The sequence below is a fragment of the Micromonospora sp. CNZ280 genome (genome assembly GCF_011759515.1).
Window position 1 is genome coordinate 152,257 of record NZ_JAAOYP010000005.1, and the last position, 15,941, is coordinate 168,197.

Sequence of the window (15,941 nt, forward strand, 5' to 3'; positions counted from 1 at the left end):
GAGCCGGGGTCAGGAGGTCCTTTCGGACGGACACCGGGCGACCGCCCGCCGCCACGGACGGCGGGCGCCTCGCCACGGCCCCCGTTCGCGGGCGACCGCGCCGGGCGGCAGCGCCGGCGGATCGACCGCGTCGCGGCTCAGTCTGCCGGGTCCGAGTTGACCGCGGACGCCGAGCTGTTGATGATCCGTGCCGGCTCGGCCCGCGCGCTGCGCCAGGTCTGCGGCGCCATCCCGTGGGCGGCCCGGAACACCCGGCTGAAGTGAGCCTTGTCGCGGAATCCCCAGCGTGCCGCGATGGCCTGGATCGGCTGCTGGCGCAGGGCCGGGTCGAGCAGGTCGTGGCGGCAGCGGGCCAGCCGCAGGTCGCGCACGTATCCGGCGACCGTGGACTCCTCGGCCTCGAAGAGCCGGTGCAGCGTCCGCAAAGAGATGTGGTGGGCGTCCGCGATCAGCTGGGGGTTCAGCGTCGCGTCGCCGAGGTGTCGCTGGACGTACGCCTGGATCTGGGTGAGCAGGGCCCGGCGGCGCACCTCGGCCGGCACGGCGTCCTCGGCCACCAGGTGCCGGCCGAGCATGGTGGACGCCAGGTCGAGCCCGATGGTGCCGAGCCGGGCGGTGTCGCTGGCGTGGTACTGCTCGGGATGGGTGGTCACCTGGAGCAGGTACTGGGCCAGCAGCGCGCCGACCCCGTCGGTGCCGGACATCCGGCCGCCGAGCAGCGGGCTCAGCCGCTGCGGGGGCAGCGGCAGCGCGTTGTGCGGGATGATCGCCACGAGCGAGTTCGCCAACCGCCGCCCGTGGTCCGCGCCCTGGTGACTGACGTCGTGCGGGCGGGAGCCGTCGTAGAAGGTGAACTCGCCCGGCCGCAGGGCGCTGCGCCGGCCGGCCTGGCTGGCCGCGCTCTCGCCGTCCACGGTCAGCGCCAGCAGGTAGCACTCCGGGTCCGACTGGCGGACCAGCTTGCGGGTGCGGGTGGCGTCCAGCGAGGGGTACCGGTAGGTGGCCAGCTGGATCGGCCCCAGGTCGATGAACTCGGCCCGGGCCGGGAAGTCGTGCGTGTGCTCGGTGCGGATCCGCAGCGGCGCGGTGGAGCGCGCGACCAGGTCGAGCCACATGCCGAACCGGTCGGCCGGCGCCACGTGTGTGGTGTCGACGGTGCTCTGGTGCAGCATCCGCTCCTCCTGTCGTGCGGCACCCCATTGTCCACGCCGGGGCCGCCCGCACCCGGCCCGCTCCGGTTGACCATCCGTGCCGTCCGCGGGTCAGCTCGGCGGCGGCCCACCTCGGTGCGACTCCCGGTAAGCCCGCGGGCTCAGCCCGTACTCGGCCCGGAAGATCCGGCTGAAGTGTGCCTTGTCGGTGAACCCCCAGCGCCGGGCGATGAGGTGCACCGGCTGCCGCCGCTGCAGCGGATCGGCCAGCTCGCGCCGGCACCGGTGCAGCCGGCGGGCCCGGATCAGGCCGGCCACCGTCTCGTCCTCGGCCTGGAAGAGCCGGTGCAGCGTACGGAGCGAGACGTGGTGGGCGTCGGCGACCAGTTGCGGGCTCAGCGCCGGGTCGTCCAGGTGCCGCTCGATGAAGTCGCGGACCTGGCTCAGCAGCGCCCGCTGGCGGACGTCCACCGGCAGCCGGTCCTCGACGTCGAGGTGGCGGGCCAGCAGGGCGGCGACCAGGCTCACGGTGACCTCGGCCAGGTACGGCGCGTCGGTCGGCCGGAACTGCTCGGGATGCCCGGTGACGTGGTGCAGGTGCCGGGCCAGGAGCAGGCCGGGACCGTCCGAGCCGGACATCCGGGCCGCGGTGAGGTGGGCCACCCGGTCCGGGTCGAGCGGCAGCAGCGTACGCGGGACGACGGCGGTGACCGCGGCGGCCGGGTCGGTTCCGCCGGCCGCTCCGGCGTGCTCCAGCGTGTGTGGGCGGCCCCAGTCGATCAGGGTGAAGTCGCCCACCGGTATCGCGGTCCCGTGCCGGTTGGCGCTGATCGACGACCGCCCACTCATGGTCAGGGCGACCTGGAAGACCTCCGGGTCCGCCTGGCGGATGAGCCGCGGGGTCCGCCGGCCGACCAGCGACTGGTACCGGAACCGGGTGAGCGCGACGCCGCCCAGGGCGACCGTGCGGGCCCGGCCGCGGAAGTCGTCGGCGTGGTCGCTGGTGAGGGCGACCGGCGCGGACGCCCGGCCGGCGATCTCGACGAACAGCGGGAAGCGGTCGGCCGGTGACACCACTGTGGTGTCCACCAACTCGACCTGAAGTGCCGCCATCTGGATCTCCTCGCCCGGTCCCGGGACATTCTCGTCCAACCCGTCGAGACGGGCCAGGCGGGCGGCCGGGTCGGGCGCGCCGGGCGGAGCCGGGGCTCAGGCGGCGGACCGGGCCCGGACGAGGGCCTCGATGCCGTCGAGCAGCCGGTCGAGGCCGAACCGCCACTCGGCGTCGAACTCCTCGCTGTTCTCGACGATCTCCTCGGTGAGCAGTTGCCGGATCTCCGGGTAGGAGCCGCCCCGGGTGAGCCGCTCCAACTGCTGCCAGTAGCGCACGCCCAGCTCCTCGGCGCTCTGCCCGGCTCGGGCCGCCGCCTCGGTGATGTCGGCGGTGAGGCTCGCCCAGTTGCGGGCGTACCCGCTGACCAGCATGACGGTGGAGACCCGCTCGTCGCCGCGCAGGCCGGTGCCGCGCAGCGCGGCCAGCCCGTGTTCCAGCCAGCGCACTCCGTTCGGGCCCATCGGCGGGCCGCCGACCGGCACGTGCCGGATCCACGGGTGGCGGTGGATGGCCTCGATGTTGCCCGCGGCCCACCGGGCCAGCGCCGGCCGCCAACCCTCGTCCGGCCGGCGGGTTTCCGGCGGCGGCCCGTACGCGGCGTCCGCCATCAGTTCGAGCAGGTCGTGCTTGGCCGGCACGTAGCGGTAGAGCGACATGGTGGCCACGCCCAGTTCGCTCGCCACCCGGCTCATCGACACCGCGGCGAGACCGTCTGCCTCGGCGACCCGGATGCCGGCGGCGAGCACCTGCTCCAGGGTGAGGCTCCGCTTCGGCCCCTTGCCGGGGCGTTCGCGTAGGCCCCAGGCGAGCTCGATGCTCTCGGGCAGGTCGACGTCGGAGTCGCTCATCCTCACCTCTCGGTCCGGGGCTTGACCGCCATCCTAGCTTCTGCGTATGGTTTACGCAGTAAAGCGTATGCTATACGCAGAACACGGAGGGTGAGACATGACAGCGCCTCCGGCGGTGGAGACCGTCGACCTGTGCAAGTCGTACGGCGGCGTCGCCGTACTCGACCGGCTGACCATGCGGGTCGCCCGGGGTACCGTCCACGCGCTGCTCGGCCCGAACGGGGCGGGCAAGACCACGACGGTGCGGATCCTGGCCACGCTGACCGCGCCGGACGGCGGCACCGCCCGGGTGGACGGGCACGACGTGGTCCGCGACCAGCGACGGGTACGGCGGGTGATCAGCCTCGCCGGCCAGCACGCGGCGGTCGACGACGGCCAGACCGGCCGGGAGAACCTGGAGATGATGGCCCGGCTCGCCGGGCTGAGCCGGGCGGGGGCCCGCCGGCGGGCGGACGAACTGCTGGAGCGGTTCGACCTGGTCGACGCGGCCGGGCGCCGGGTGGTCACCTACTCCGGCGGGATGCGCCGCCGGCTCGACCTGGCCGCCAGCCTGGTCGGCGAACCCTCGGTGATCTTCCTCGACGAGCCGACCACCGGCCTGGACCCGCGCAGCCGGCAGGCGCTCTGGGACGTGGTCGGCGAACTGGCCGCGACCGGCGTGAGCGTGCTGCTCACCACCCAGTACCTGGAGGAGGCCGACCGGCTCGCCGACCGGGTCGCGGTGCTGCACGGCGGCCGGCTCGCCGCCGAGGGCACCGCCGCCGAGCTGAAGCGACGGTACGGCGCGCAGCGCCTGCACCTGACCATGCGAGACGCGGCCGGCTTCGCCGCGGTCGACCGGGGACTCGGCGACCGGGTGACCCATCGGGACCCGGCCCGGCGGGAACTCGAGGTGGCCACCGACGGCGGCGCGCCGGGCATCCGCGACCTGCTCGACGAGGTGGACCCGGACCGGCGGGCGGTGGCCGCGTTCACCGTGCGCAGCGCCACCCTCGACGATGTCTTCCTCACCCTCACCGGGCGACCGGTGAACGCCGACCGGGAGGTCGCCCATGTCTGAGCTGACCGCGCGCCGGGCCGGCGCCACCGTGATGATCGGCCGCTGCGTACGGCTGTCCCGCCGCAACGTCGACGCGCTGCTCACGTCGCTGCTGCTGCCGGTGATCCTGATGGTGCTCTTCGTCTACCTCTTCGGCGGCGCGATCGACACCGGCAGTGCGTACGTCACCTACGTGGTCCCCGGCGTGCTGCTGCTCTGTGCGGGCTTCGGCGCGGCCGGCACGGCGGTGAGCGTGACAACCGACCTCACCAACGGGGTGGTGGAGCGGTTCCGCACCATGGACGTCAGCGCCACCGCGATCCTCGCCGGCCACGTGGTGGCCAGCGTGGCGCGCAACCTGGTCTCCACCGTGCTGGTGCTCGCGGTGGCGGTCGCCATCGGCTTCCGGCCGACCCGCGACCCGCTGCACTGGCTGGCCGCCCTCGGCGTGCTGGTGCTGTTCCTGCTCGCCGTCTCCTGGCTGTCGGCGGCGTTCGGGTTGCTGGCCCGCACGCCCGAGGCCGCCAGCGGGTTCACCTTCCTGGTGATGTTCCTGCCCTACCCGAGCAGCGCGTTCGTCCCCGTGGAGACCATGCCGGGCTGGCTGCGCGGGTTCGCCGACCACCAGCCGGTCACCCCGGTCATCGAGACGCTGCGGGCGTTGCTGCTGGACACCCCGGCCGGCTCCGCGCCGGCCCGGGCGGTGGCCTGGTGCCTCGGCATCCTGCTGGTGGCGATGGCGCTCGCCGCGGTGCTGTTCCGGCGGCGGGTCGGCTGAGCCGGCACACACGACGGCGGCGCCGGACCCTGGTCCGGCGCCGCCTGCGTCCGTGTCCGGTCAGTCGTTGAGGACCTGCGAGAGCCGGTCCCGGAACCGCCGCTCGGAGGGGCTGACCACGTCCCCGCCGAGGCCCAGGATGCCGCCGGTGGACGCCGCGCCCACCACCTGGTCGGCGATCTCCACCAGCCAGTGCTTGTACGCCCCGGCCTGCCCCTCGTCCACCCGCTGGGCCAGCAGCGCGGCGGCCTCCTTCGCCCGGGCCAGCACGTCGTCGATCATCGCCTGCGGGTTCGCCGGCTCGATGACCGGCAGTTCCTCGCCGGCCTCCGGGTCGCCGACCCGGGTGACGATCTCGCCGGCCACCGCCGCGACCAGCGGGCTGGCCGACTCGCGGCCGGCCGACACGGTCTCCAGCCCGGCCGCGTTCTCGGCCCGGGTGCGCCGGGTGCCGTCCGACTCGGCGGCGCTCGCCGCGGTCAGCACCGACTGCGGCAGGCCGACCAGCAGCCCCCACTCCTCGTCGGAGAAACCGAACCCGGTGTACGCCGGCTGCTCGATCACGGCAACGCCCCTTCCGCCTGTCCTGCTCGTCGTTCACGTCCGTGGGCCCGGCCCCGGCGACGGCGCCCGGCCCAGGCTAGTCCCAATGCCGGGTAGTTAAGCGCGGCGGTGGCTGGTCAAGAGGGCGTGTTGGTGCAGGTACCGGCAGCGGGACTCCGGTAGAGAGGTACGTCCGCCAAGACATGCCTTACCGCCGGGAGTCCCGCTGTCTGTTCAGTCTGTCATTACGCGTGTGGTCCGGGTCGGGGCAGGTCCGTTCGCGCCGGGTCATTTGGGTGAGCTGACCCAGCAGGTGCCGTTCGAGATGATCGATGCGGTTCTCGCGCAGGTCCGCTGTACCCAGCGGCGGGTGCGGGATCTGCCTTCGCGGGTGGTGGTGTATCTGCTGTTGGCGGGCTGTTTGTTCACCGAGTTGGGGTATCGGCAGGTGTGGCAGCGGCTGGTCGCCGGTCTCGATGGGCTGCCGGTCGCGGACCCGAGCGAGGCCGCGTTGACCAAGGCCCGCCGCCGGGTCGGTCCGGCGCCGTTGCGGGCGTTGTTCGATCTGCTGCGCGGGCCGGCGGCCAGTCTGGCCGGGCCGGTACGCTGGCGCGGCCTGCTGGTCTGCGCGATCGACGGCACCACGCTGAGCGTCGCGGACAGCGCGGCGAACCTGGCCCGGTTCAGCAAGCAGCGCGGGGGCCGCACGGGCGGGTCCAGCTATCCGATGCTGCGGCTGGTCACGGTCATGGCGTGCGGTACCCGGTCGGTGATGGACGCGGTGTTCGGGCCGATCACCGCCGGGGAGAGCACCTACGCCAAGGATCTGCTCGCCCGGCTGCCCGCCGGGGTGCTGCTGCTGGCCGACCGTAACTTCGCCGCCGGGCACCTACTCAAGCTCGTGACCGGCCGCCAGGCGCACCTGCTGGTGCGGGCCAAGACCGGCCGCGGCGGCCCGAAGATGCCGGTCCTGCACCGCTGGCGGGACGGCTCCTACCGATCGGTGTTCGGTGGCCAGCCGGTCCGGGTCATCGACGCCGAGATCAGCATCGCCACCAAGACTGGCACGGTCACCGGCATCTACCGCCTGATCACCACGCTGCTGGACCCGGACGCCTACCCGGCCACCGCGATGCTGCGGCTGTATCACGAGCGGTGGGAGATCGAGACCGCCTACTTGGAGATCAAGTCCAGCATCCTCGGCGGCCGGGTGTTACGGGCCCGGACCCCGGCCGGCGTCGACCAGGAAATCCACGCTCTGCTGGTCACCTACCAGATCTTGCGCACCGCGATGACCGACGCCACCAACGGCCAGACCGGCACCGACCCCGACCGGGCCAGCTTCACCATCGCCCTCAACGCCGCCCGTGATCAGGTCGTCCACGCCGCCGGCGTCATCGCCGGCACCGTCATCGACCTGGTCGGCAAGATCGGCCGTCTCGTCCTGGACAACCTGCTGCCTGAGCGGCGGCTACGCGTCAACGCCCGCACCGTCAAACGAGCGATCTCCAAATACAACGCCCGCGGCCCGAACATCGACCGACGCACCTACCAAGCCACCCTCAGCCTCAACATCCTCGCCGGACCTGCCTTGACGACCAGCCCAGACCCTTAACTACCCGGCATTGAGGCTAGTCCAGTGTCAACAGGCCCTGTTCGGACACCACGCTGACGGACAGGGTCTTGTACCCCACCTCGTCGAAGAGAACCGTCATCCGGTCGTCGTCGTAGCTGAGCACCAGCCCGGGCCCCCACTCCGGGTGGCGGTACCGGCGGGGAGGCGGTGGCGGTCAGCGCGACCACCGGCGGCCGGCCGATGCCCTTGACGAGGTGGCCGAGCGCCAGGTAGTCGGGCGGAAGTCGTGGCCCCAGGCGGAGATGCAGTGCGCCTCGTCGATCGCCACCAGTCCGGGGCGCAGCGACCGGACCTCGGCCATCCGGTCCGGGTTGGCGAGCTGTTCCGGGGTGATGAAGAGGAACTCCGCCCGGCCGGCGCGGATCCCGGCGATCGCCTCCGCCTGCTGGGCGGACGACTCGTCCGAGCTGGTCCGTACCGCACGCAGCTCCGGCCGCTGGCGTTCGTTGAGCGCCGCGATCTGGTCCTGTTGCAGGGCGAGCAGCGGGGAGATCACCACCCCCGGCGACCTGCGGTCCCGGCGCCCGGTCGCGGGCGGTCCCGGCGCCCGGTCGCGCCCGGTCCCGGGCCCGTCGCCGGGACCCGGGACCGGGGTGGCCGCGGGTCAGCGCAGCCGGGGGAGCACCTCGCGCTGGTAGAGGTCGAACAGGCCGGCCGAGTTCGGGCCGGTGTTGGCCACGTAGACCTCGTCGAAGCCGGCCGTGGCGTACTGGTCGATCATCTCCAGGTGCGCCTCGGCACTGTTGCCGCAGACGAAGGACTCCTTCATCATCTCCGGCTTGACCAGCTGGGCGGCCTGCTCGAAGTGCCGCGGCGAGGGGAGCACCTGGGACAGCTCGCCGGGCACCCCGGAGTTCGGCCACCGCTCGTACGCGATGCCCATGCCCTCCTCCTCGCTGTCCGCGTACGCGGCCTTGAAGCCGGCCTGGCACGGCTTGTCGCCCCCGCCGCCGTCGCGGAACCGGCGGACCAGCTCGGCGTCGGGGATGGTGCTGACGTAGCCGTCGCCGATCCGGGCCGCCAGGTCGACCGCCTTCGGGCCGAAGCCGGAGACGTAGACCTTCGGCGGGCTGCCCGGCAGCGTGTAGATCCGGGCGTGCTCGACCGTGTAGTGCCGGCCGTGGTGGTTGACGAAGCCGCCCCGCCACAGCTCGCGGATCACCGCGACCGCCTCCTCCAGCATCTCCAGCCGCACGTCGGCCTGCGGCCAGGCGTCGCCGAGGATGTGCTCGTTGAGCGCCTCGCCGGAGCCCACGCCGAGCACGAACCGGCCGGAGTGCAGCACCGCGCTGGTCGCCGCCGCCTGGGCGAGCACCGCCGGGTGGATCCGCACGGTCGGGCAGGTGACCGCGGTGGTCACCGGCAGTCGGCAGACCTGGCTGAGCGCGCCGATCATCGACCAGACGAAGGGGCTCTGCCCCTGCGCGTCCACCCACGGGTGGTAGTGGTCGGAGATCCACAGTGCCTCGAAGCCGGCCCGCTCGGCGCCGCGCGCCTGCTCCAGCAGCTCGGCCGGCGTGAACTCCTCACAGGACAGGAAGTATCCGATCTTCATGGTTTCCCTCCGCCGCGTCGCGGTCGCGCCACGCACCTGGTCAACGAGGGAACCGGTACCCCGGCGGTCGCCGGCCACACCCGGCGGCACCGCCCCGGCGGTCAGCGCCGGAACATGGCCCGGATCGCGGCCAGCAGCAGCAGGCCGCCCACCACCACGCCGAGCAGGCGTACGCCGGGGACGTCGGCCGGGCTCGTCGCGTCGGCCAGCAGTGCGGGATCCATCCCCGCACTCTCCCCAGCTCCCGCCGCGGGGGCAACTGTAAGGTTTATTGACTATTTGATCCACCGATGTGACCATGGCAGCACCGCCGGGTGGCGGGGCCGCCACGGGCGGTGCGGACGGGGGTACGGGGGGCTGCATGATCGAGCGAACGGGCAACCTGGCGGCACTGGCGTCCGCCGTCCTGCAGCCCGGATTCGTCGGCACCGCCCCGCCCCCCTGGATCTGCCGCTGGCTCGGCGAGGGCCTCGGCTCGGTGGTCCTCTTCGCCCGCAACGTGGTCGACCCGGCGCAGGTCGCCGCGCTCACCGCCACGCTGCGCGCCGAGCGGCCGGACGTCATCGTCGCGATCGACGAGGAGGCCGGCGACGTCACCCGGATCGAGTCCGGGCTCGGCAGCTCCCGCCCGGGCAACCACGCCCTGGGCGCGGTCGACGACCCGGCGCTGACCGAGGAGGTCGCCCGCGACCTGGGCGGCGAGCTCGCCGGGCTCGGGATCACCCTGGACTACGCCCCGGACGCCGACGTCAACTCCAACCCGGCGAACCCGGTGATCGGCGTCCGGTCGTTCGGCGCCGATCCGGCGCTGGTCGCCCGGCACACCGCCGCCTGGGTGCGCGGCCTGCAGTCCGGCGGGGTGGCCGCCTGCGCCAAGCACTTCCCCGGGCACGGCGACACGCGGGTCGACTCGCACCACGACCTGCCCCTGATCGCCGGCGACCGGGCCCGGCTGGACGCCGTGGAGCTGGCCCCGTTCCGGGCCGCGGTCGCCGCCGGGGTGCAGGCGGTGATGACCGGTCACCTGCTGGTCCCCGCGCTGGACCCGGAGCTGCCGGCCACCCTCAGCGACCGGATCCTGAGCGGCCTGCTCCGCGACGAGCTGGGCTTCAGCGGCGTGGTGGTCACCGACGCGGTCGAGATGCGCGCGGTCGCCGACCGGTACGGCTTCGCTGGCGCGGCGGTACGCGCGCTCGCCGCCGGCGCCGACGCGATCTGCATCGGCGGTGAGCGGGCCGACGAGGCCGCCGCCCGGGACCTGCGGGACGCCATCGTCGCCGCGGTGGTCTCCGGTGAGCTGCCCGAGGAGCGCCTCGCCGAGGCGGCCAAGCGGGTCGGTCAGCTCGCCGCCTGGACCGTGGCCGCGCGTGCCGACCGACCGCCCCGACCCGCCACCGGCGTCGACGGCTCGGCCGTCGGGCTGGCCGCCGCCCGCCGGGCGCTGCGGGTCACCACCGCCCCCGCCGGTCGCGGCGCGCTGCCGCTGGCCGCAGCCGCGTACGTGGTGGAGTTCGAACCGCCCCGAAACATCGCCATCGGTGCGGAGACCCCGTGGGGCATCGGCGCCCCGCTGGCCGATCTGCTGCCCGGCACCACCACGGTCCGCTACGCCGAGGCGGCGGTGCCCGCCGACCCGACCGCCGCCGCCGGCGACCGGCCGGTCGTGCTCGTGGTGCGCGACCTGCACCGGCACGGCTGGATGCGGGCCGCGGTGGACCGGGCGCTGGCCGCCCGGCCGGACGCGGTGGTGGTGGAGCTGGGGGTGCCCGCGCTGGTCACCGGGGCGGTGCACGTCGCCACGCACGGCGCCACCCGGGCCGGCGCCCGCGCCGCCGCCGACCTGCTCGCCGGCCGCTGACCAGCCGCCGGGCCGGATGGCCGCGCCGACCGGGTCGATGTGCCGGGGTGGCGGGGCCGTACCGGGAACGCACGTGATACCTCAGAGTCATCACGATGACGCTGAGGTATCACGCTGTCGGGAGGTGACGACCCGCCCCGTCGCGCCGCCGGGGCGGAGCAGAGCCGGTCAGGGGACCTCGGTGACCAGGTCGGCGTACTCGGGGTGGCGGTCGATGAAGGCGGCCACGAACGGGCACCGGGGCACCACCCGGCCGCCGCGCTCGCGCACCTGGTCCAGGGTGGCCCGGATCAGCGCCGCGCCCACGCCCATGTCCTGGAACCTCGGTTCCACCTCGGTGTGGGTGAAGACCAGCACCTCGCCGCGCGGTAGGTAGGCGGTGAACCCGGCCAACGCGTCGTCGACCAGGATCTCGAAGCGGTGCTTGGCGGGATTGTCCTCGACCAGGGTGCTCACCCGGCCATTCTGCCCCCGGCGTCGGCCAGCCGGCCCAGTTCCGTGAGCAACCGGTCCACCTCGTCGGCGGTGTTGTAGTGGTAGATGCTGGCCCGCACCGCTCCGCCGCTGTCGCGCAGCCCGAGCGCCTCGAAGTACTCGTAGGCGTAGTAGTCGCCGGCGGAGAGGCAGCAGCCCGCCTGGCCGAGGGCGGCCTGGGTCTGCGCGGGGGAGAGCCCGTCGACGCGGAACGAGACCGTCGGGCAGCGGCGGGCCGGCGCGGCGAGTACCCGCACCCCGGGCAGCGCGGCCAGGCCGGCCAGCAACCGGTCCAGCAGCGACTCCTCGTAGGCCTGCGCGGCGGCGAGGCTGGCCCGCAGCCGCTCCCGGCGGGTGCCGGTGGCGGTCGGGTCCAGCCCGGCCAGGTGGTCCACCGCGGCGGCGACCCCGGCCAGCAGCGGGAAGCTGGGGGTGCCGAACTCGAAGCGGTCCGGCACGGCGTCCGAGGAGGGCAGCAGCTTCGCCGGGTGCAGCCGCTCCCAGCGGGCCGGGTCGGCGGCCATCGCCGCCAGGTGCGGCCCGGACCATTTGTAGGCGCTGGTGACCAGGAAGTCGGCGCCCAGCGAGGCGAGGTCGGTGGGGCCGTGCGGCACCGCGTGCACCCCGTCGACGCAGACCAGGGCGCCCACCGCGTGCGCGGTCTTGGCGATCGCGGCCACGTCCGGGACGGTGCCGGCGGCGTTGCTGCCGGCGGTCACCGCGACCAGCCGGGTCCGCTCGCCGACCAGGTCGGCGTACTGGCCGGCGGGCAGGTCGCCGGTGTCCCGGTCGAACTCCGCCCAGCGCACGGTGGCGCCCGCCGCCTCGGCGGCCTGCACCCACGGGCGCACGTTCGCGTCGTGGTCGAGCCGGGAGACCACCACCTCGTCGCCCGGACGCCAGCCGGCGCCGAGCGTACGGGCCAGGGTGTAGGTGAGCGCGGTCGCGCTCGGGCCGAGCACCACCCCGTCGGGTTCCGCGCCGAGCAGGTCGGCCACCGCGGCACGGGCCGCCGCCACCTGCTCCAGCGACCGCCGGCCGGGGGTGAACGCGGCGCTGCGGTTGCCGGTCGCCGTCCGCATCGCCGCGCTCACCGCGTCGATCACCGGGCCGGCGGTCTGGGTGCCTCCGGCCCCGTCGAGGTGGACGAAGCCCTCGGCCAGGGCGGGGTAGGCGGCCCGGGTCCGGGCGATGTCGAACGGCATGCCCGGGACCCTAACCCGACCCGCGAGCAGCGGCCACGCCGGCAGGAGCGTGGCCGGGTGGGCGGGCGCCTTGATCACCACGCGCGGCCGGGGTCGCCGGTGTCTCGTACCCTTGGCCGGGTGACGAACCGACGCGTTGACTTCCCGCTGACCCCCACCCGCCGGGCCGCCGGCCTGCTGGCCGGCCTGGCGCTCGGCGTCGCCGTGCTCGCCGGCTGCAGTTCCGAGGGCGCCTCCACCGACTGCAGCATCGCCGGCTCCTGCACTGTCACGTTCGACCGCGGCGTCGACGCGAGTGCCAGCATCCTCGGGGTGGAGGCCAAGCTGGTCGGCGCCCAGGACGACCAGGTGACCATCGAGGTCGCCGGTGAGCAGGTCACCCTGCTCACCGGCCAGCAGGCCGCCGAGGTGGCCGGCTTGTCGGTCACCCTGGACAGCGTCACCGACCAGGAGGTCAAGATCCGCGTTACGCAGGGTTCCGGCGGCTGACCCGCCGCGGGCGGCGGTGGCCCGACGTTTGGAAATCTTCGCGTTCGGAGATTGTGGCGCCATGTCACTCACCTGGAACGCGGAAGCCACCGCCGCCACGGCGAACAACCGGTGGCTCGAACTACTGGCCCGGGTCGGTTTCATCGGCTACGGGATCGTGCACCTGCTGTTCGCCTGGTTGGCGCTGCAGATCGCGTTCGGCAACTCCGCCGACGACGGCGACCAGTCCGGTGCGCTGCGTACCCTCGCCGCCCAGCCGCTGGGCACGTTCCTGGTCGGCGCGATCGCCGTCGGCCTGCTCGCGATGGCCATCTGGCAGGCGCTGGAGGCGGCCGTCGGGCACCGCGCCGAGCGGGGCGAGGAACGGGTCTGGGAGCGGCTGGCGTCGCTCGGCCGGACCCTCGTCTACCTCTACTTCGCCTGGACCGCCTACAAGGTGTGCTCCGACGCCGGCTCCAACAGCGCCGACCAGCAGGAGGCGCTCACCGGACGGGCGATGGAGTCCAGCGGCGGCCGCTGGCTGGTCGGCCTGGCCGGGCTGGTTCTCGCCGCGATCGGCGTCGGTCTGGTGATCTACGGGCTCGTCAAGCGCTTCGAGAAGCACCTCAAGGTCGGCGAGATGCGGCCCCGCACCCGGCAGTTGGCCCGCCGGCTCGGCATCGCCGGCTACGTCGCCAAGGGCATCGCGTACGGCATCGCGGGCCTGCTGGTGATCGTGGCCGCGGTGAACTACGACCCGGAGAAGGCCCGCGGCCTGGACGCCGCGCTGCGTACGCTGCGTGAGCAGTCCTACGGCCAGCTGCTGCTCACCCTGGTCGCCCTCGGCATCGCCGCCTTCGGCATCTTCTGCTTCCTCCAGTCCCGCTACCGGAAGGTCTGAACTGGTCGATTTCGGGTCAGCCGGGCACCATTGGGCCTTTGCCCGTAGCGCCACCGCCCGGTTGGAGGGATTAGTACCTGTGCAGAGTTACCTCGGTACCGTCGTCGCCGCGCTCGTCGCGGCGGCGATTGCGCTCACCCTGGTCGAGGTGGTGCACCGGGTGATCCGCCGGCTCGGCCGGCGCTCGCTGCTGATGACCGAGCTCACCGAGCACGCGCACCGCCCGTTCCAGGTGGCCGCCACGGTGCTCGCGGTCCAGTTCGCCGTCCGGTTCAGCACCGGGTACGCGATCGGCACCGACTGGCGGCAGGCGCTGCTGCACCTGCTGGTGCTCGCGGTCATCGCCAGCGCGGCCTGGCTGGTGGCCGCGCTGCTGGTGGTGTTCGAGGACACCGCGCTCGCCCGGTTCCGGGTGGACGTGCCGGACAACCGGCACGCCCGCCGGGTGCGGACCCAGGTGGTGATGCTGCGCCGGCTGACCATCGCGGTGATCGTCATCCTGACCGTCGGCGTGATGCTGATGACCTTCCCCAGCGTGCGCGGCATCGGCGCCGGCGTGCTGACCTCGGCCGGTGTCGCCGGTGTGGTCGCCGCGCTGGCCGCGCAGAGCCTGCTGGGCAACGTCTTCGCCGGCCTCCAGCTCGCCGTCAGCGACGCGGTACGCCTCGACGACGTCGTCGTCGTCGAGGGGGAGTGGGGCCGGGTCGAGGAGCTGACGCTGACCTACGTGGTGGTCCAGATCTGGGACGACCGGCGGCTCATCCTGCCCACCTCGTACTTCACCAGCACCCCGTTCCAGAACTGGACCCGCACCGAGGCGGCGGTGCTGGGCACCGCCGAGTTCGACGTGGACTGGGCGATCCCCGTGCAGGCGATGCGGGAGGAGCTGCGCCGGCTTGTGGAGAGCAGCGACCTGTGGGACGGCCGGGTCTGCGTCCTCCAGGTGACCGACGCCACCGGCGGCACGATCACCGTCCGCGCGCTGGTCAGCGCCGCCGACGCGGGCAGCCTGTGGGACCTGCGCTGCCTGGTGCGCGAGCACCTGGTGGCCTGGGTGCGGGACCAGCGCCCGACCGCCCTGCCCCGGTTGCGCGCCGAGGTCGGCGACGCGGGCGGCAGCCTGCCGTGGCAGTGGGCGCAGCCGCGCCGGCCGGTCCGCCGCCGGGTGGAGGGTGACCCGCCCGACGACGCCCGCGTGTTCGGCGGCAGCGACGACGGCGACGCGCGCAGCGAGGCGTTCGTCGGCCCGGAGGAACCGGCCGACGTCCGCCGCTGACCGCCACCGATCCCTCCCCACGAGCCCCGGCCGCTGCGGCCGGGGGCTCGGTCGTGCGGCCCGTCGTGACCTGACGGGGTGGGGGGCGTTGGGAGGGGTGGGCATGGATGGTGCCGCCTGCGCGGAGCGCGTCCGTCCCGCCGGCTCGGGAAGTTTGACCGGGCGATAGGTGGGGACGCTGCGCGACGCCGCTGATCCCGCGCCGGCACGGGCCGGTACGCGGGACGCGGCGTCCGGGCCCTCCGGCGGTCGCACCCAGGATTGACGGGCGGCGACTCCGGGCATACAGCGCGGTGATGATGAAAGGAGGACAGCATGGCTGACGTGGCGAACGCCCGCACATCCCGCAACGGGAGCGAGCCGTCCACCGCCGAGCTGGTGCAGCGGGCCACGGAGCAGATCTCCCGGCTGGTCCGCGACGAGCTGGCGCTGGCCCGGGCGGAGCTGGCCCAGAAGGGCAAGCACGCCGGCATCGGCATCGGCCTCTTCGGCGGTGGCGGGGCACTGGCGCTCTACGGTCTCGGTGCCCTGGTCGCCACCGCGATCCTGCTGCTGGACCTGGCCATGCCCGCCTGGCTCGCCGCCCTGATCGTGGCGGTGGCGCTGTTCGTGGTGGCCGGTGTCCTCGCCCTGATCGGCAAGAAGCAGGTCAGCCGTGCGGTCCCGCCGGTGCCCGCGGCCACTGTGCGCAGCGTCCGGGCGGACGTGGACACGGTCACCGCCGCGGTGAAGGACAGGGGACGGGGATGACCGGCAACGGCAGGGGCCCGGACACCGAGGCGCTCCGCGAGGAGATCCGGCGGACCCGGGTCGAGCTGGGCGAGACGATGGAGGCGCTGGCCGCGAAGGCCGACGTCAAGGCCCGCCTGCGGTCCTCGGCCGACCAGGCGAAGGAGCGGATGCGGGAACAGGCGGCACAGACCATGGCCCGGGTGCGCGGGCAGGCCGCCCAGAAGGCGCAGGTCGCCCGGATGCAGGCGCAGGAGCGGAGCCAGACGGTACGGCGCAACCCGGCGCCGCTCGCCGCGCTGGCGGCCGGCGCGGTGGCCGCCGCGATCGTATTGTTGATCATTCGCGGGAGGCGCAGGTGAGCAG

General features: G+C 74.0%; 17 protein-coding genes and 2 pseudogenes. 9 read left to right on the top strand and 10 right to left on the bottom strand.

All coding sequences use genetic code 11. The features are described 5' to 3' along the window. Positions 1–137: 137 nt before the first annotated feature. The 3 genes from FHX32_RS31345 to FHX32_RS31355 all read right to left on the bottom strand — a co-directional run bounded on the left by FHX32_RS31345 (position 138) and on the right by FHX32_RS31355 (position 3,113). On the bottom strand, positions 138–1,172 hold the full coding sequence (locus FHX32_RS31345; RefSeq protein WP_167191359.1) for an AraC-like ligand-binding domain-containing protein: 1,035 nt from the start codon (positions 1,170–1,172) through the stop codon (positions 138–140). 90 nt (positions 1,173–1,262) lie between these two features. Continuing rightward, the gene (locus tag FHX32_RS31350; protein WP_167191361.1) at positions 1,263–2,264 is read right to left on the bottom strand and encodes an AraC-like ligand-binding domain-containing protein; all 1,002 of its coding nucleotides are present in this window, start codon (positions 2,262–2,264) and stop codon (positions 1,263–1,265) included. Between the two features lie 96 nt (positions 2,265–2,360). Next, entirely contained in the window at positions 2,361–3,113 is a 753-nt protein-coding gene (locus tag FHX32_RS31355) for a TetR/AcrR family transcriptional regulator C-terminal domain-containing protein (RefSeq protein ID WP_167191363.1), read from the bottom strand. A gap of 97 nt (positions 3,114–3,210) precedes the next feature. On the opposite strand from FHX32_RS31355, the gene FHX32_RS31360 reads away from it, so the two are divergent. Beyond that, positions 3,211–4,173 carry an ATP-binding cassette domain-containing protein gene (locus FHX32_RS31360; protein ID WP_167191365.1) on the top strand — a complete coding sequence of 321 codons (963 nt, stop codon included), beginning with the start codon at positions 3,211–3,213 and terminating at the stop codon, positions 4,171–4,173. Further along, positions 4,166–4,930 carry an ABC transporter permease gene (locus FHX32_RS31365; RefSeq protein ID WP_208419622.1) on the top strand — a complete coding sequence of 255 codons (765 nt, stop codon included), beginning with the start codon at positions 4,166–4,168 and terminating at the stop codon, positions 4,928–4,930. The genes FHX32_RS31360 and FHX32_RS31365 overlap by 8 nt, the downstream gene beginning before the upstream one ends. A gap of 60 nt (positions 4,931–4,990) precedes the next feature. On the opposite strand, the gene FHX32_RS31370 is transcribed toward FHX32_RS31365, so the two are convergent. Continuing rightward, complete coding sequence (locus FHX32_RS31370) at positions 4,991–5,494, bottom strand: hypothetical protein (RefSeq protein ID WP_167191367.1); 504 nt, start codon at positions 5,492–5,494, stop codon at positions 4,991–4,993. Positions 5,495–5,726: 232 nt separating this feature from the next. Between FHX32_RS31370 and FHX32_RS31375 the strand changes: the two genes are divergently transcribed. Beyond that, positions 5,727–7,088 (top strand): IS4 family transposase, encoded by a 1,362-nt coding sequence (locus FHX32_RS31375; RefSeq protein ID WP_486480860.1) that lies wholly within the window; start codon positions 5,727–5,729, stop codon positions 7,086–7,088. Positions 7,089–7,104: 16 nt separating this feature from the next. Here the strand turns inward: FHX32_RS31375 and FHX32_RS31380 are convergent. The 4 genes and pseudogenes from FHX32_RS31380 to FHX32_RS35535 all read right to left on the bottom strand — a co-directional run. Next, positions 7,105–7,227, bottom strand: a pseudogene (locus FHX32_RS31380) (hypothetical protein); the annotation flags it as partial. A 13-nt stretch (positions 7,228–7,240) separates the two neighbouring features. After that, positions 7,241–7,614 (bottom strand): annotated as a pseudogene (locus FHX32_RS31385) (DEAD/DEAH box helicase); the annotation flags it as partial. 99 nt (positions 7,615–7,713) lie between these two features. Further along, positions 7,714–8,664 carry a TIGR03557 family F420-dependent LLM class oxidoreductase gene (locus FHX32_RS31390; protein ID WP_167191369.1) on the bottom strand — a complete coding sequence of 317 codons (951 nt, stop codon included), beginning with the start codon at positions 8,662–8,664 and terminating at the stop codon, positions 7,714–7,716. Positions 8,665–8,765: 101 nt separating this feature from the next. Then, positions 8,766–8,888, bottom strand: a complete 123-nt coding sequence (locus tag FHX32_RS35535) for a hypothetical protein (protein WP_255562330.1) — start codon at positions 8,886–8,888, stop codon at positions 8,766–8,768. Positions 8,889–9,025: 137 nt separating this feature from the next. Between FHX32_RS35535 and FHX32_RS31395 the strand changes: the two genes are divergently transcribed. After that, the gene (locus FHX32_RS31395; RefSeq protein WP_167191371.1) at positions 9,026–10,522 is read left to right on the top strand and encodes a glycoside hydrolase family 3 N-terminal domain-containing protein; all 1,497 of its coding nucleotides are present in this window, start codon (positions 9,026–9,028) and stop codon (positions 10,520–10,522) included. A 168-nt stretch (positions 10,523–10,690) separates the two neighbouring features. On the opposite strand, the gene FHX32_RS31400 is transcribed toward FHX32_RS31395, so the two are convergent. Next, positions 10,691–10,978: a GNAT family N-acetyltransferase gene (locus tag FHX32_RS31400; RefSeq protein ID WP_167191373.1), complete on the bottom strand. Its 288-nt coding sequence runs from the start codon at positions 10,976–10,978 to the stop codon at positions 10,691–10,693. Then, positions 10,975–12,201: a cysteine desulfurase-like protein gene (locus tag FHX32_RS31405; protein WP_167191375.1), complete on the bottom strand. Its 1,227-nt coding sequence runs from the start codon at positions 12,199–12,201 to the stop codon at positions 10,975–10,977. Before FHX32_RS31405 ends, FHX32_RS31400 begins: the two co-directional genes overlap by 4 nt. Before the next feature lie 120 nt (positions 12,202–12,321). Between FHX32_RS31405 and FHX32_RS31410 the strand changes: the two genes are divergently transcribed. From FHX32_RS31410 to FHX32_RS31430, 5 genes are all read left to right on the top strand, one after another. Further along, positions 12,322–12,690, top strand: a complete 369-nt coding sequence (locus FHX32_RS31410; protein ID WP_167191377.1) for a hypothetical protein — start codon at positions 12,322–12,324, stop codon at positions 12,688–12,690. A gap of 61 nt (positions 12,691–12,751) precedes the next feature. Then, a complete protein-coding gene (locus tag FHX32_RS31415) occupies positions 12,752–13,570 on the top strand; it encodes a DUF1206 domain-containing protein (RefSeq protein WP_167191379.1) in 819 nt (272 codons plus the stop codon). Positions 13,571–13,649: 79 nt separating this feature from the next. Beyond that, positions 13,650–14,846: a mechanosensitive ion channel domain-containing protein gene (locus FHX32_RS31420; RefSeq protein WP_167191381.1), complete on the top strand. Its 1,197-nt coding sequence runs from the start codon at positions 13,650–13,652 to the stop codon at positions 14,844–14,846. 315 nt (positions 14,847–15,161) lie between these two features. Continuing rightward, a complete protein-coding gene (locus FHX32_RS31425; RefSeq protein WP_167191383.1) occupies positions 15,162–15,596 on the top strand; it encodes a phage holin family protein in 435 nt (144 codons plus the stop codon). Next, positions 15,593–15,937 (top strand): DUF3618 domain-containing protein, encoded by a 345-nt coding sequence (locus tag FHX32_RS31430; RefSeq protein ID WP_167191385.1) that lies wholly within the window; start codon positions 15,593–15,595, stop codon positions 15,935–15,937. Before FHX32_RS31425 ends, FHX32_RS31430 begins: the two co-directional genes overlap by 4 nt. The last annotated feature ends 4 nt before the right edge of the window (positions 15,938–15,941 follow it).

Excerpts from the sequence above, each read along its gene's own strand:
- FHX32_RS31415 (WP_167191379.1), top strand. The coding sequence starts at position 12,752 with ATGTCACTCACCTGGAACGCGGAAGCCACCGCCGCCACGGCGAACAAC.
- FHX32_RS31405 (WP_167191375.1), bottom strand. The coding sequence starts at position 12,201 with ATGCCGTTCGACATCGCCCGGACCCGGGCCGCCTACCCCGCCCTGGCC.
- FHX32_RS31355 (WP_167191363.1), bottom strand. The coding sequence starts at position 3,113 with ATGAGCGACTCCGACGTCGACCTGCCCGAGAGCATCGAGCTCGCCTGG.
- FHX32_RS31360 (WP_167191365.1), top strand. The coding sequence starts at position 3,211 with ATGACAGCGCCTCCGGCGGTGGAGACCGTCGACCTGTGCAAGTCGTAC.
- FHX32_RS31430 (WP_167191385.1), top strand. The coding sequence starts at position 15,593 with ATGACCGGCAACGGCAGGGGCCCGGACACCGAGGCGCTCCGCGAGGAG.
- FHX32_RS31365 (WP_208419622.1), top strand. The coding sequence starts at position 4,166 with ATGTCTGAGCTGACCGCGCGCCGGGCCGGCGCCACCGTGATGATCGGC.
- FHX32_RS35535 (WP_255562330.1), bottom strand. The coding sequence starts at position 8,888 with ATGGATCCCGCACTGCTGGCCGACGCGACGAGCCCGGCCGACGTCCCC.
- FHX32_RS31345 (WP_167191359.1), bottom strand. The coding sequence starts at position 1,172 with ATGCTGCACCAGAGCACCGTCGACACCACACACGTGGCGCCGGCCGAC.
- FHX32_RS31350 (WP_167191361.1), bottom strand. The coding sequence starts at position 2,264 with ATGGCGGCACTTCAGGTCGAGTTGGTGGACACCACAGTGGTGTCACCG.
- FHX32_RS31425 (WP_167191383.1), top strand. The coding sequence starts at position 15,162 with ATGGCTGACGTGGCGAACGCCCGCACATCCCGCAACGGGAGCGAGCCG.
- FHX32_RS31390 (WP_167191369.1), bottom strand. The coding sequence starts at position 8,664 with ATGAAGATCGGATACTTCCTGTCCTGTGAGGAGTTCACGCCGGCCGAG.
- FHX32_RS31395 (WP_167191371.1), top strand. The coding sequence starts at position 9,026 with ATGATCGAGCGAACGGGCAACCTGGCGGCACTGGCGTCCGCCGTCCTG.